This is a genomic window from Photobacterium damselae (assembly GCF_003026815.1).
Lineage (GTDB): Bacteria > Pseudomonadota > Gammaproteobacteria > Enterobacterales > Vibrionaceae > Photobacterium > Photobacterium damselae.
This window is the reverse complement of record NZ_PYOG01000038.1, coordinates 1-16,253: the sequence shown is the minus strand read 5'-3', so window position 1 is coordinate 16,253 and position 16,253 is coordinate 1. Positions and strand designations below refer to the sequence as shown.

Below are 16,253 nucleotides of genomic sequence, written 5' to 3'. Positions count from 1 at the left end.
CTGGTTTCTGTTCGTCAAAGCTATGTTTTGCCATTTACTTCCTTCAGATTCCACATCACGATGGACTCCCTTGCATAGGCTAACGCTTCCCGCTCGACAAGGCGTGTAGAAGAATTTCACCTCTTAGGTTGACACCATGCTCGGTGCATAAATAAGAATGCTCACTAAATTAGCGAGCATTAGGCAATAAAAGTGATGTCTGAATCCAGCCGAAGGCTGGCTACGGTTCTCCCGTTGCTTATCGCTTATCCAGCGATTATTACTAAATTAGTAACCTTTGTAGGACACTATGCCACTAAAGCAGAGCAAGAGATGAAAGCGCCTAACGCAAGTAGGCCTATTAGAAATCGTAGCGTGCGCCGAGCATACCTTGAGTATCTTTATTTACAAGATCGCGATTAACTGCTGCGTATGTTCGGAAATGACTATTCCATTTCGCAGTAATGTCAGCATTAACAGCGCGCGAGTCGTCGCCCTTATCGAAATGTAATTCGCCAAAACCGACAGTCGCTTTATATGTGGAGTTAATCTTGTAAGCTGTAACAACGTCGTAACCGTCACCCTCTTTGTCTCCGACTCTTCGAGCTGAGTAAAGAGCGCCTATATATAGCTTTTTGTATTGATACCCAATGGCATAATCAAGTTGCGATTTCTCTTTCTTATCGACTTTCTCTTGTTTCGCGTAACCAATACCAGCAATAAGTCCAGTGTCCCCAAAGCTCTGAGATGCGCCAATCGAGAAACCATTATCAAAATCGCCTATATCTTTACCCTCGGCTCCGGCATAGTTCGCCGCGAATGATGTCCCATTCTCGTTCATGTAGTCAAAAGCTAGACTATTGGCTATGCGTTTACCTACCTTGTATTTATCGGCTGCAATCGCACCGTAAGCTGCTTGAATATCTGTAATGTCAGTTACAAGGCTCATTGAACCATCAGTCTTACCATAAACGAGAGTCGCGGTTCCATTGCCTATAACTGACTTGATCCCGGCGTAAAGGTGGCGTGTCTTTTGTGAGTTGTCTTTGAACTCTTGTTCGAATTGAGCGATCCCGCTAACGCTATCCGTGATTTTTGTTTCGCCCTCGATCTTCAATCGTACACGACTTAGATCACTAATATTATCATCTCGATGTTCTGCTCTCGCCTCAATTCGTCCGCCAATATCTAGGGTCGAATCATCAGTCTTGTAAATATTAGCTGCGTTAGCTGCCCCGCTAACACTAGCCAAAGATAACAGACCTAAAGCTATTTTGTTCTTACTCATCAAATACCATCTTTATTGGGATTAATCTCTAATTGAGAATGATACCTATTTACATTGATGAGTCAATTTATATATCCCTTTTTGGTATGTTTAAGTACCGCTATTGCCCTGAAAGGACTTACATCATGCTTAAAATACAAACCGTATACCTGGCTTCATATCCTTCATCAGATAAAATAATGGTAATTAGTACTGACATAAAAATAAGAATACCCGCTAAATTAGCGAGCATTAGAGGCCAAAAGTGAGATTATAGGTCGCAGTTTTCTATTTTAGGTAGAGATATCTGGTCCGGCCGAAGGTTAGCAGCTGTTCCTATTTAAGACTTTTTGATAGATTTAAATTGCTTTTAAGTTTGATTATTTAGAGGAGCCAGTATTGGTTATTGAATCTTTATTACTTATTGCTTTTGTATGTTTTATTTATGTAAGTTTAGTATCTTTCGCTTGGGTTAACGCTAAAAGAAAAAATGCTCTTTATTGGAGTGATATTTGTTTACCAATAATCTCGCTGTTCTTTTGGTGTTTCTTAGCTTCTGTTGGATATGGTCCTCAAAGCTTGAGTAATCTAATTGAAATTCCTATCTTATTAATTGCTGGAATTATTTTATTATATGTCCGCGTATTCATCATTGATCGTTACCGAAAACAACCCAAACAAAATTCATATATTATCATCGGCTTGTGCATATTCTTTGTGCTATTGTTGCGAACTGTTATGCCATTGCTTCCGGAATAATTAAATATCTTGACCTAATATTATTTTGTCGCAAAGTGGGTAATAGGCACTATGAATATGAAAATTTTACTAGTGAGTATCGTAACGACGCTCTACCTAAGAATGCTAGATTTTTCGTTTCTGAGATTGAGTAATCTTATCCCATCTGCTAGTTGACACTCATTAGTGATGAACATATCGGTATAATGTCTGTCGCATTTAGAACCATCAAAAAAGTGAGGTAAATTCTTATTTAAACTGTCATCTGACCTACAGTGGTTGCTGATTATGATCATAATGTGTTGGGATAAGGTTTTATAAGCCTCACTTTCTTAGGTTAATAAGACATAAGACTCCAGTTTAAAGTTAGTTCTACCTAGTTATGGTCGCTAAACCATTAAACATTGTCGGTGGCATATCTTTTAAAATTAATGACCAAGAATTACCAACACCATCGCCGGTAAAATTGTTTTTATTGGTATCTTTAAACCAATAGTAAACAGGAAGACCTGAGTACGTTAGTTGTAATTTATTGAGCTCATTGTTATATACTGCACCGAATTTTGGATCTTGTAAGATTAAGGTTTTCATCTCTTCCATCGTAACGATTGCAGCAGGCCATCTCGCTAAACACGAACCTAAAAGACCTTTGTCCTTCATACTAGTGCATTTAGGAGGAATGGGTGAATTAACGTCTTTTTTGAATGTGTAAAGTGCCAAATTATCTTTACCAACAAGAAGGCTTCCTTTGGAGGTCATTTTAAATGTCGGTTCAGTTGGGTACTCTAAATCATAAGCAAAGGCACTATAAGATATTGATAATAAAAGTAATGATGTATGAATAAATGTTTTCTTCATGATAACTACCATTGTTAAAACTAAGTTACTATATGTGAAATTAATGGTCTAATTTGATGTTGTATCCTGGGCCAAACGTTCAGCACGTTTGATGTTTTATTCGCAACATCATCACAACCCTTTATGTCATAACGGTTTGGATCGTTATGTGATAGCCAGACTCTATTTATCGCATCTTTACTATTGCAGTATCTGGCTACATTGCATTAAACGGGAATCTATTTTAAGGTTACCGAAGATAATGAATTTTTGTCGGTCACAATTCTAAATTTATCTTATGCGCATTTTGTGAATGGCCGATCCTCGTAAAGATCGTCATTTCCTTTGTTGATGGCTGATTCTTCAAAACGATTGGCAATTTCCTCGACAGAGTATTTACTTTGATGTCTGGCTACATCATCAGATGCATTTGCAAAAAATAATGCGAATAGTAAAACCACGTCAGTAATGATAATTTTATTCTCTTTTAACCCTATCAAAATCATGTGGTTATGACGCATTCATGACAATGTCGCTTTATAAAAAAAGAACGATGAGCATCCTCCCCATATAACAATATTTACCATAAACGCTTTTATAATATTAATTGGTGTGACAGGAATTGTTTGAAAGAAAAAGAAGGTACATAAACTTGCGGTAAAGCCTACTATGGCTCCTTTGATAAACCACCTTTGTTTTAAAAAAGGCAAACAATAAAGCAATGCCCATAACCCGCCCCAAAAAACTTGTTTATAGATAAAAGTATGATCAGGTAAGGGCAGGCCTTGCAATGGATTGATGAGATAAATAGCGAATACGTTGGCGATACTGCCAATGAACCCTACTCCTAAAGCTATTGTAATATTTCTAAGCATATTGAGCCCTATGTGCCAATTCATGGAGTAATAGAACTTCGCTCTAAAAGAAAAATTGCAATCTTATGAAAATAATTTTTAAGGGAGCCTTTTTATGAGCGCCGTTCACCATCAATAACAAGCATTATTTACATGGCATCGCGGCGCTGTTTTGTAATCAAGAAAATCTTAATTACAGCAAAGATTCAAATCCAGAGTGAGTCACCCTTATTGCCTAAGCAAGCAGACTTTGAACAGAAAAATTGGACTACAACGCTACTTCAAATCTTTGTTATCTAAGCGTTCTACGCTGTAACATCTTGAGACTAAAAGTTCCAAGTACTATCGTTCCAGACCGCCTGCTTTTAATTCGATTAATACTCTAAACTATATTGTTGTACTACTGTTTGCTGTTTATCACCAAATGTAATAGCCATGGTGGCTGTAAAACTATCAGGGAGAAAATCTTCATTATCATCTTGATATACATAAGAAATAGAAATGGTTTTAGTTGGATCCGTTGTGACTATTTTCTGAATACGATGGAAAGAAAGCCCAAAGAAATCACGATCTACTTTCCACTCTTTAATAGGGTCTACGTAATAGAATGGATATACGTCATCGTTACTAGCGTAATAACTAATATCTACAGTTTTAATAATAGGTGGTTCATCAGTAGTGTTCCCCATCAATGGTTTCTTATGAACTGCTTTGATAATTTCTCCATCATCATTGTATGTCAGTAAGAGAACATCTCGATCAGTGATCTGATTACCAGTCTTCCGTTCTTCATTAATCTTTGATAATCGATCTTGGTCATTAAACGTATAGGTATATAATATTTTACTATTGTTCGCTTGGTTGATTTGTTCTCTCCGGGTGAGTTTATCATTAGCATCGTAGAAATAATTAATTTGATAAGTTACTTCTGGGGCACCATTGAGATCTGATGCTGAAGAACTAAACACTTGTCTTACTTCTCTCGTTACTTTCCCATTTTCATAGGTATAGTCAGAAATAAAATTCTCTTTGGTATGTTCAATGATAATACCTTCCCGGTTCATCGCTCTTAAAGCACTAGCTTTTTTTAGCGTTCCATCAATATTATATTCATAATCAAATGTGCTATCTAAATAGGCCCGTTGTATAATTTTTCCATCAGTATTGTATTTATAGTTACCAACCGTCAGATCTGAACTTTGACTAGCACCTTTTCTTACTAGTTTATCTAAACGTAAATCCGTACAAGCAGTTAATGCTGGATCAACTGCATCTGGGAAGACAGACTTTTGGGTTGCATTCGCGGCTGAACTTAATGCCAATAAGATAGCTACTGATAAAAACTTTTTCATAATATTTTCTCCTATACTGTTTTCGTAATCCACTATAAAGGTGTAGGAAGTGAGAATTAATATTATTTAAGTAATTTTCTGTCGTGATTCATAACGTTACATCATGATGTGGAGGAATATTTGATTTTTAACTAGTCAAAGGTTGTCGTGGTACATTAAATCTGGTCACCCATTAAGAGGTGATATCATCACCTCTTAATATGGATCGGTGACATCATGACAAAACGAACAAGACGATTATTTAGTGCTGAATTTAAATTAGAAGCAGCTCAAGCTATAAATATGGATAAATCTACGATGGATAAGTGGGTTCGCCAATTAAAAGAAGAACACCAAGGTAAATCCCCGAAATCTTCACCAATGGCACCAGAACAGATTGAAATACGAAATTTAAAGAAGAAACTAGCAACTCTTGAAGAGCATAATGAAATATTAAAAAAGGTCACCGCCCTCTTGATGTCAGACTCATTGAACAATTCTCATTAATCGAGAAACTCAAGAAGAGCCACAGTATAACAACATTATGCAAAGTATTTGATGTTCATCGTAGTAGTTATAAATATTGGCAAAGACGGCCAAAATCTATTTTTATTGAATTGATAAAACTTCGTAGTTGAATCAAAGAGGTACATGCTGCAAGTAATGGTTCTGTTGGAGCAAGAACTATTGTAGATATGGTTACTACTCAAGGTATCCCCTTGAGTAGATATCATGCATCCAAACAAATGAAAGCCTTTAATCTTGTTAGTTGCCAATCACAAAAACATAGATACCGAAAAGCAAATCAAGAGCATATTACGATTCCAAATCATCTATATCGTCAATTTGCGGTTACATCTCCGAATCAAGTTTGGGTTGGTGATGTGACTTATGTGTGGGTAGGACATCGCTGGATGTATCTTGCTGGGGTGATTGATTTATTTTCGAGAAAATCTGTTGGTTGGACGATGTCTCTATCGCCTGACAATCGATTAACAGGTAAAGCACTTATTATGGCCTATGAATCACGACATAAGCCCAGAGGGATTATGCATCACAGAGATGAAGATAGCCGTTATACAAGTCGTTACTATCACCAATTATTATGGAGAAACCAAATTAAACAAAGCTTATCTCGATGAGGAAATTGTTAGGATAGCGCACCAATGAAATGTTTATTTAGAAGTTTAAAAACAGAATGGATTCCAAATATTGGCTATCGTAGTTTTGCTGAAGCAAAACACGAAATCACTCGATATATTATTGGCTATTACAGCCAATTAAGGCCTCACCAATATAATGGCGGATTAACCCCAAATGAATCTGAACGATTATATCAGTTAACCTCTAAAACTGTGGCCAGTATTGGTTGACCACTGCACACTAAACTAGCTTGTTTTTCTGAACACAAGAAAGCACAAAATGTTATCTGGCTCCAGGCTTCGATTGATTATTGTTCTTTATAACTAATCAAATAATCGGAGAAGAGTAAAAATAATAAAGCCACACTTAAAAAGAGGCTTTGACAGACAATTACTATAGTGGCGTATTCAATTCTTAGTTTGGATGAAATCAAGAAAGCATAGTGATACGTATTTTTACTTTACTTATCTGTGAGCATTTTTATACGCTCATTGGTTCATTATATCTGTAATACGTCAAATTTATGACCATCGCAAAATTTTGCTAAAAATGCTCAAAAACTATAATAAATGTTGCATTGGCATCCCTTAAATGATAAATATTATCATTATCAACAACATTGATGATTACTAATTATATGGGACGTAAAAATATATTACCGCTTCTCTCCTTATCTTTTATCAGCTGTAATCTCCATGCCGAAGATGTTAGTCGATTTGCTGAAATCGTTGTTTCTGAAGCTAAAGAAGATGCTTTAAATAAAGCTGATATCACTATTGGTAATGAGGAAATAAATAATGAATTAATTCTAGATATTAACGATTTGGTTAAAAATGAACCTGGAGTTAGCGTTGTTCAAAAAGCCAATTCAGGAAGTAGTGGATTTAATATTCGAGGCGTTGATCAAGATAGAGTTGCAATTTTAGTCGACGGCATTCATCAAGGAGAAACGTTTGAGAATATCATCTACACAAATTATGGATATTTTGATGGCTCTATTAATGAAATTGAATTAGATTCAGTTAAGTCTGTTTCTATTAATAAAGGAACTGATTCATTATTTACGGGATCTGGTAGTTTAGGTGGGGCTGTTTCTTATACAACGAAAAGCGCATCAGATTTAATCTTAGGAAATAAAAAATATGGCCTGTATAACAAAACGATCTACGCTAGCAATAGTTCAGAAGTAAAAACAACTTCAGGGGTTGCTCTTAAGCAAGACTTCGGTGATTTGTTAGTATTATATACTTATACTACTGGACATGAGCAAAAAACGCGTGACAAAGGCAATGATACTTATGGACGAGCTCGCTCTCAAGTTGATCCATTAAATAAGAATTCTCATAATATATTAGTAAAATCAAATTTACTTCCTAATGATAGCAATAAGATTACGCTCACTTATGAAAATTATGATGTAGATAAGAATGTTGACGAACGTTCTTGGGAATTATTTGGCTCGAATTATCGAAAGACGCACAGTATAGGCCAAAGACAACGTTATTCCATTGATTGGAATTATAAAAATCAAGGTGAATATATTAATGAGATTGATACTAAGATATATCACCAAAAAATATCTCAAGTAAAAGATAGTGATGTTTATGAATTTAAGAATGATAAAAAAGAATATAACTACAATCGACGGTTAGATCAGTCTTCTGTGGGCTTTGATCAAAAAATTAGCTTAACGGATAATAATATCGGTTCTTTGTCGATATTGAATCAGTTAATGTATGGTTATAAAACAAAAAAAGTATCAAATGATAACGTGGATACGTTTTATTTTAGCGATAGAACATCCACTATATCTAATAGTATCATTGAGCCAGTGACAACAGAACATTATTATGTTGCTTTAACAAATGAAATAGATATTACGCCAAGTCAATTAGTTGCATTGGGTTTACGTTATGATGCTTATCATCATAACGTGAAAAGAAATGGTAAGTCTATCTCAGAGCATCTCTATAGTGATACCTTTGTTCTTCCGGAAGATACATCGTTTTCAGGGCTAACTTATTCTGCTTTATATGATTATCAATTTAATGAACAGTTTAATATAAAGTATAAAATTAGTACCGGATTTAGAGCTCCAAATGCAACAGAACTATACTTTACATATGGTGATGACTTTGCTGCTAATAGATTTGAACCTAATCAAAATCTAAAAGAAGAAACTGGATTAACAAATGAATTATACTTAGAGTATGTTGCTGATTCTTGGTATGTTTCTTTCAATCCATTTTATACTAAATATAATAATTTCATTGATTTGAAAGATGAATATAGATTAGTTAAAAATAAATACTATGATCCTATACGTTATCCAAAAGAGTTTGACGATCAAAAATACTTTCAATATAGAAATGTAGATTCAGCTTATATTTATGGATTCGATGCTAGATTTAAATTAAATGTATCGGAATTAGTGGATAGTTACTATCCTATTTGGTATCAATCCCGTGTTAGTTATAGTAAAGGTAAAGGAAGTGATGGCGACTCACTAATGACAATACAGCCATGGAAGTGGACAAATAATTTTAAATTCGACATTGAAGACTATAATTTTTCATTATACGCCACATATATCAGTAAAAAAGATCCCCAAGATACCATTCGTAATGGAAAACCGTGGAAATACACTAGTGATAGTGCTTTGGTTATGGATTTTATTGTCAACTATGAATTAAATAAAAATATCAAATTTAACGCAGGTATTTTTAATTTCTTAAATGAAAAATATAAGACTTGGGATTCTGTACGGAGTATTCCTACGTTTGGTTCAACGAATATGGTTGATGATGATGGTCTTGGTTTAAATCGTTTTACAGCTCCTGGTGTTAATTGGAAAGCTGGTGTTGAGATAAAAATTTAATAAGCTAACAGGATGTATTAATTATGAAATCTAAAAAGAAAGTTTTGCTTTGTGCTATGATTACCACGTTATCTGCTTGTAATGGAGGTGGTGATGATGCTCCATCTATCGAAGGAAAATTAACTAATAAAGATAAAGCGATCTCTACGTCTAAAACAATCTCCCCTTCTGTTGATGGCAAATTAGATGAAAAAGATAAGAAAATCATCCCATCTGATCTAACTAAATCTTTAACGAGTACTTTGATGCCTCAATTGGGCCTAACAAAAATTAGAAACCTAAAAATTAGTCCTAACAGCCAATTTCTAGCAGTATCTAATGATGATGAAGATACGAAAAATGGTAGAGTTAATATTTACCAACAACATCAAGGTCAATGGAAATTAATTAATAAGCTTACCCCATCAGCCGATAGTCGATCTTCATTATTTGGTAATTCGATGGCATTTAGCCGTGATGGTAAAACACTATCTATTGGGTCTTACTATGCTTCAGAAGGTGGATTAAGTAATATAGGTAAAGTTTATCTTTATAAATTTGATGGTGAAAATTTTAAAGTTGAACAAAATATTCAACCATTATCGCTTGTTGCGAACGCTAATTTTGGTCGACATGTAAATCTAAGTGCTGATGGTCAAACCCTATTAGTCTCTGCGCCGCAACAAAAATCGGTGCGATGTACTAATGAATATTCTCCGTGCGGTACTGTGTATGTATATAAATACGATCCGAATCAAGCACAATGGAATATGGCTTCAGAGTTTGATGGGCCTGATAACGATACATACTTTGGTTATGATATGGCGTTAAGTGGGGATGGCTCAACTGCAATCATTTCAAATTTAGGCTCAAAACTCTCTTGGTATTCACTTAAAAACAAACAGCATCCAGAAAGAGTACAAACATTAGATTTGCCTAAAATGGTATCGAGCGTAGCTCTTAATCAAAATGGTCTTGTTACTGCATTTTCTGACAACAATAGCACAGTTTATCTGTATACAAAAAAAGAGGGTACTTACAAACTAGAGACCACTATTGAAAAGCCTATTTCTGACGAACTTTATTACAAAGATTGGCAAAATTATAGCTCTAATGGGTATGACTTCGGTAGTGATATCGCACTTAATAGTGACGGTACAGTTCTTGTTGCTACTTCTTTTAATGACGATTTTAATCATTTTGGAGCGACATCTTTGTCTGATACGTTGTTAACTAATGTAGTATCAACTGACAACAAACAAGAATGTCCTGGTAAATATGGACCATCTCGTATTTTCACTGGCGCTTCATTTGTTTATTTACGTCAGAATCAAAAATGGAATTTAACCCAATATTTAAAGCCGCCTAAGATTGAAGATAACCAATTTTGTACTAAAGGTTATAATGGGCCAAATAGATTAGATAATGATAGAATTGTAGTGACCGTGAGTGACGATAATAAAATATTTCAATCAACGATTGGTAACCGAATCGTAGAGTATAAATAGTGGAAATCTAATGCTTTTTTAACTGCCAAATCACAACTGGTAATGAAAAATTTACGGTTATAATGGTATTGATCATTCGTAATACCATTTAGTGTTGGTATAAAGACTAACAAAACAGCCCTTTTCACTTCGAGTGAAAAGGGTTTTTATATGCAGCGAAAAAATGTGTACTTTGGGAGGATTGGAAATCAGAGTTAGAGGGTTTCACTATAAAGGCTGATTTCATATTTACATCATTACTTATATCTATCTTCATCAAATATTCATACTTAAATCACTCAAGAAGCCAAAACTCAAACGTCTTATGTTTATCTATCTTAATTCTTATCTGTTTGATTGATATGAATTTTAAACGCTTGATGAATATGGGTTAAAATTAATGACTTAGCCGTTATTTAAATAACCAAACAAGCTATTCAACGAAACTTAAGGAGTCTGATGTTTATGAGGATTTGGGCCTAATATAGCCTTATGAAAAACTTACGAAGTATCATGTTCTATACAATAAACTAAAATGTGTAACCGATGAATGGTCACCACCTATGAATGACGAACGCCATCAATTGATCGTTATACGAATTGACAAATGAATTGTGCAACATTTTCGGGTCGTAAGGGCTAAAGAAATTATCAAGGTCTTAGACATTTCTAACATAATGAAGCGATCTAAATAAAGAAAATCAAAGTCTAGTATCTCAAGTCATCTCCGGTCTTTCCCGTCCAGATATAATAAAATATGTAGCCGTAATAAAGAGTAACTACGATTAATCTGTAAAATTAGAGCTATCTACATCGCGTTAGTTACGTCTAACATCAGGAAGATTTCATACCGTCCCTACTCTATAATCCCATTTATACTAAGAGGAGATACCTTGAAAGAGAAATTTTATCGTAAATAGCATAAAGCTCGCTAAATAAGCGAGCTTTAGACTGTCATATTTCTTATTTTCCTAACTTCAGCCAGGTATCGATAATCGTGTCTGGGTTAAGTGAGACAGAGCTGATCCCTTGGTCCATTAACCATTCAGCAAAATCATCATGGTCTGATGGTCCCTGGCCACAAATACCCACGTATTTACCTGCTTTAGTTGCTGCGTCAATCGCCATTTTTAGCATAGCTTTTACTGCAGGGTTGCGTTCATCAAATAGTAGAGCAACATCACCAGAATCACGATCAAGGCCCAGAGTGAGCTGAGTCATGTCGTTTGAACCGATAGAGAAGCCATCAAAGTACTTTAAGAATTCATCGGCAAGTACTGCGTTTGATGGTAATTCACACATCATTATGATCTTTAGGCCTTGGTCTCCTCGACGTAGATCGTGCTTAGCCAGTAAGTCAATAACCGACGAGGCCTCACTTAGTGTACGAACGAATGGGATCATGATTTCAACGTTTTTCAGACCCATTTCATTACGAACTCGTTTAATCGCTTGCGTTTCTAGTTCGAAGCAGTCACTAAAAACTGGTGATATGTAACGAGCAGCACCGCGGAAGCCTAACATAGGGTTCTCTTCAACTGGTTCGTAGTCTTTACCTCCAACCAAATTTTTGTACTCGTTTGATTTGAAGTCAGACATACGAACAATGACGCGTTTTGGCCAAAATGCTGATGCGATAGTCGCAATACCTTCAGTTAATTTGCTGACATAGAAATCAATTGGATCCTTGTAACCACGAATACGTTTATTGATTTCTTCTTTTAAGTCATCGCTTTGCGTATCAAAATTGAGCAGTGCCTTCGGATGGATACCAATCATTTTATTGATGATAAATTCAAGGCGAGCAAGACCAACACCTTCATTTGGGATCTGCGCAAAATCAAATGCGCGATCGGGATTCCCAACGTTCATCATCACTTTAATTGGTAGTCGTGGAAGTTCATCGACGGACGAGCGTTTTACTTCAAATTCCAACTCGCCTTGATAGACATAACCAGTTTCGCCTTCGGAACACGAGACGGTAACATATCTGCCATCTGCGAGTTTAGTTGAAGCATCACCACAACCAACAATTGCTGGAATTCCAAGCTCTCGAGCAATGATTGCTGCGTGACAAGTTCGACCACCTCGATTCGTCACAATTGCAGAAGCTTTCTTCATCACCGGTTCCCAGTCTGGATCTGTCATGTCAGTAACAAGTACATCACCATCTTGTACCAATGGCATCTGGTCCAAAGAATGAATTAAACGCACAGGGCCTTTACCGATACGTTGACCAATGGCTCGACCTTCAGCCAGCACATCGGCTTTATTACTTAATTCATAACGTTCTATTATATTTTGCTTATTTTGAGAACATACTGTTTCTGGCCGTGCTTGTACGATGTAAAGTGTGCCGTCGATACCGTCTTTTGCCCACTCAATATCCATAGGGCGCAGGTAATGCTTCTCGATGATCATAGCCTGCTTAGCGAGATCCTCGATCTCTTTGTCGTTCAAAGAGAAGGAATTGCGTTCTTCAACTGATGTATCAATAATTTCAACTTGCTTACCAAGCTCTTGACGGCCTGAGTAGATCATCTTGATTTGTTTTGAGCCAAATGTCTTCTTAACAATAGAGTGTTGACCTGCATCTAACATAGGTTTGTGTACGTAAAATTCATCAGGGTTAACAGCCCCTTGAACCACCATTTCACCTAAACCCCATGAAGATGTAATGAATACAACTTGGTCGAAACCTGACTCAGTATCTAGGGTGAACATTACGCCAGAAGAGGCTTTGTCTGATCGTACCATACGTTGAATACCAGCCGATAACGAAATACCACGGTGGTTAAATCCTTGATGTACACGATATGAAATTGCACGGTCATTAAACAAAGATGCATAAACAAGTTTGGTTGCTTCAAGAACGGCATCAATACCTTTAACGTTTAAGAAGGTCTCTTGCTGACCAGCAAATGACGCATCCGGTAGGTCCTCTGCTGTTGCAGAAGATCGAACAGCAACAGAGATGCCTGGATGATTGTTTATTAGTTCCTGATAATTATCACGGATGTCTTGTTCAAGGTCCACTGGGAATGGAGCTTCTACTACCCATTGTCGAATGGTAGCACCTGTCTTGCGTAGAGCTTCAACATCCTCAACATCCAGCTCATCAAGTAGTTGATGAATACGCTCATCCAATCCTTCATAATCAAGGAATTGGTTAAATGCATACGATGTTGTTGCAAAGCCGTTTGGCACGGATACTCCAACATTAGTTAAATTAGAAACCATTTCACCAAGTGAAGCATTTTTACCGCCGACTTTGTCGACGTCATTCATGGATAGTTTATTAAACCAGAGAGTATTTTGTTGCATATATTCCTCCAAAAACATTGCAGTTTTATAGGGATCAATACTGACCTCGAACAGTGTGTATCTTCGCAAGACAAAATATGGGGTCCATAGCCATCATTGAAGATGAGGGAAGTTACAATGGTTTCCCAGCCAGAGCCTAACCAGATTTTCTGATGCAATACCTACCAACAACGTATCGTGGCTAACACAAAAGCAAACGATTACGCTCCACCTCAAAAAAATGCCGAAGAATTCTTTAAGCTGTAGGAAACGTAATTGCAAGCTAAACTCATTTATTAATATGATGTAAGCCATCCTACTCAAATTAATTTGAACAACTAAACTAAAATGAAAATAAAACCCCAAAGTCGTGATGTGTTCTATGTTTCTGACGGAACGGCCATAACATGTGAGACATTAGGACATGTTGTTTTGAGCCAGTTTCCCTTTGTTCCTAATGAAAAAACATTTCCTTTTGTTGAAAGTGAAGACAAAGTTACTGATGTCATCAAAGAAATCGAAATTTCATTCCAGAAAAATGGAGTACAACCTTTAGTTTTCTTTTCTATCGTGGTGCCAGAAATTCGTGAGATATTACTTAAAGCTCCCGCGTACAAGTACGATGTACTAGAAAGCATTGTTCAAAGGGTACAGGATGATATTCAGATGGATCCTCAACCCAAGATGCAGCGTTCTCGTAGCGTGAAGAAAAATTCAGATACTTATTTCGATCGTATAGCTGCAATTGAATACACTCTTGCCCACGATGATGGCCTTACACTCAAAGGTTTAAAAGAGGCAGACATTATCCTTCTTGGAGTATCTCGAAGTGGTAAAACACCAACCAGTCTTTATATGGCCATGCAGTTTGGTTTACGCGTAGTCAACTATCCATTTATCGCAGAAGATATCAATACGATGCGTTTATTGCCCGAATTTGAAATCTATCGACATAAGTTATTTGGCTTAACCATTAATCCTGATCGCCTAAATGAGATCCGCGAAAATCGCCTATCAGGTAGCGAATACGCGAGTACAGAGCAATGTAAGTTGGAGCTTGATACGGTAGAAGCCCTGTTTAGACGAGAGGCAATTCCTTATATCGATACGTCGTTTTTGTCAGTAGAAGAGATAACTACACGAATTCTTGAAAGAGCCGGAACGAAGCGTCGTCTATTTTGTTAGATATTTTTCCAATAAATCAAAGAGCTGGTTATGTCCTAAATTTAAATTGTCTGTGGTTCTTTTCTATGAACCACAGATAATTTAAATTTAATAATGCTTCATATTGAAATGATAGTTAATGTCAATGATTTATTTCATAAAAGAATACACTAAAATCCCAAATTATATATAGTGTGATTTGGGATGCATTATAGCTATTAAGTGTTTTATCACATTTTTTTCGGGTATAAATTATATGACGAGTTTCTGATTATGAAGGAACAATAAAGAAACTTATCAAACTACTGCCAGTAATCATTTTCTCTAGTGGTTATGCGGAACAAGCCTTAGAGTATAATGAACAACTTGGTATTGAGTACTTTTTAGAAAATACAGCAATCGGCAATGTATCTACCATAAATAAAGGAGACTTATACCTGTGTGGCGATTCAACATGCACATTAGATAAACGTAGTTATAATGTATTTTCAATATTTAGCTGCTCATACCCAAACCATCATAATGTAATTATTAACAGTCAACACTCATCAGAAATGGTTAACACTAAAAGCGGGGTTGCGACATCTTACATGAATGGCATCAACAAGATAAATGGTAAAAATTCGGCAGAGTATACATGATTAAATATCGGGCCAAGAATGAAAGGCATGATATGGAGCAAATAACGCTTACAATCTACTTTTCTGTACTTAGAACTTGAACGCTATGATGCAATATCAGGACAATATTGCATAGTATCAAGTATGCTATTGCGGCAAACAACTCAACAGTAACGATTGTCTAGTGTGATGGCCATACACTCATTATTGAGTTTTCGTCCCGAAGAATCGACTACACCTAATCAAAGGGCCAAGGATGGCTCTTTTCTTAGAAGTAAATGGAATCATTCATATGTAGTCTTCTTCAATTGATAATTGATTCTTACCTGAAGTCTTAGAAAGATACAGAAGTTCATCCGCTTTTTTATATACATCTTTACTATTATCTGATCTTGCGATACCTATACTAATGGTTACCTTATCTATACTATTCCATGATAAATTTTCAACATTAATTCTTATATGATTCATGATATCCACAATATTCTGAGGATGGCATCCCCTAAAAATAATCGCAAACTCTTCTCCACCAATTCGATAAATTTCAGAATTATTTGGTAATAAATGAGAAATAACGTTTGATAATTTCTTTAAAACATAATCACCAACATCATGCCCATATCTATCGTTTATTAGCTTAAAATTGTCAATATCAATTAGTACTAAATAGTAC

General features: G+C 35.9%; 10 protein-coding genes and 1 pseudogene. 5 read left to right on the top strand and 6 right to left on the bottom strand.

Translation table 11 applies throughout. The annotated features are described in order from the left end of the window. Positions 1-340 precede the first annotated feature (340 nt). Positions 341-1,267 carry a porin gene (locus CTN07_RS20120; RefSeq protein WP_005306886.1) on the bottom strand — a complete coding sequence of 309 codons (927 nt, stop codon included), beginning with the start codon at positions 1,265-1,267 and terminating at the stop codon, positions 341-343. Positions 1,268-1,645: 378 nt separating this feature from the next. Here CTN07_RS20120 and CTN07_RS20115 point away from each other — a divergent pair, with 378 nt between their 5' ends. Next, positions 1,646-2,005, top strand: coding sequence for a hypothetical protein (locus CTN07_RS20115; protein WP_198137228.1), 360 nt, complete (start codon positions 1,646-1,648; stop codon positions 2,003-2,005). A 351-nt stretch (positions 2,006-2,356) separates the two neighbouring features. Here the strand turns inward: CTN07_RS20115 and CTN07_RS20110 are convergent, their stop codons facing one another. From CTN07_RS20110 to CTN07_RS20095, 3 genes are all read right to left on the bottom strand, one after another. After that, the gene (locus CTN07_RS20110) at positions 2,357-2,842 is read right to left on the bottom strand and encodes a COG4315 family predicted lipoprotein (RefSeq protein WP_036766236.1); all 486 of its coding nucleotides are present in this window, start codon (positions 2,840-2,842) and stop codon (positions 2,357-2,359) included. Between the two features lie 500 nt (positions 2,843-3,342). Next, entirely contained in the window at positions 3,343-3,696 is a 354-nt protein-coding gene (locus tag CTN07_RS20100; RefSeq protein WP_036766317.1) for a hypothetical protein, read from the bottom strand. 353 nt (positions 3,697-4,049) lie between these two features. Beyond that, positions 4,050-5,027, bottom strand: coding sequence for a hypothetical protein (locus tag CTN07_RS20095; RefSeq protein WP_005306883.1), 978 nt, complete (start codon positions 5,025-5,027; stop codon positions 4,050-4,052). Between the two features lie 216 nt (positions 5,028-5,243). Between CTN07_RS20095 and CTN07_RS20090 the strand changes: the two are divergent. From CTN07_RS20090 to CTN07_RS20080, 3 genes and pseudogenes are all read left to right on the top strand, one after another. Beyond that, positions 5,244-6,379, top strand: a pseudogene (locus CTN07_RS20090) (IS3 family transposase). Positions 6,380-6,786: 407 nt separating this feature from the next. Next, positions 6,787-9,027 carry a TonB-dependent hemoglobin/transferrin/lactoferrin family receptor gene (locus CTN07_RS20085; RefSeq protein ID WP_005306880.1) on the top strand — a complete coding sequence of 747 codons (2,241 nt, stop codon included), beginning with the start codon at positions 6,787-6,789 and terminating at the stop codon, positions 9,025-9,027. A 23-nt stretch (positions 9,028-9,050) separates the two neighbouring features. Then, positions 9,051-10,514 carry a WD40 repeat domain-containing protein gene (locus CTN07_RS20080; protein WP_005306877.1) on the top strand — a complete coding sequence of 488 codons (1,464 nt, stop codon included), beginning with the start codon at positions 9,051-9,053 and terminating at the stop codon, positions 10,512-10,514. A gap of 942 nt (positions 10,515-11,456) precedes the next feature. Here CTN07_RS20080 and ppsA read toward each other — a convergent pair. After that, positions 11,457-13,817 carry a phosphoenolpyruvate synthase gene (gene ppsA / locus CTN07_RS20075; RefSeq protein WP_005306874.1) on the bottom strand — a complete coding sequence of 787 codons (2,361 nt, stop codon included), beginning with the start codon at positions 13,815-13,817 and terminating at the stop codon, positions 11,457-11,459. A 327-nt stretch (positions 13,818-14,144) separates the two neighbouring features. On the opposite strand from ppsA, the gene ppsR reads away from it, so the two are divergent. Further along, positions 14,145-14,981, top strand: a complete 837-nt coding sequence (gene ppsR, locus CTN07_RS20070) for a posphoenolpyruvate synthetase regulatory kinase/phosphorylase PpsR (RefSeq protein ID WP_005306871.1) — start codon at positions 14,145-14,147, stop codon at positions 14,979-14,981. An 887-nt stretch (positions 14,982-15,868) separates the two neighbouring features. Here the strand turns inward: ppsR and CTN07_RS20065 are convergent. After that, on the bottom strand, positions 15,869-16,253 hold a 385-nt coding region (locus CTN07_RS20065), incomplete at its 5' end, for a GGDEF domain-containing protein (RefSeq protein ID WP_146154894.1).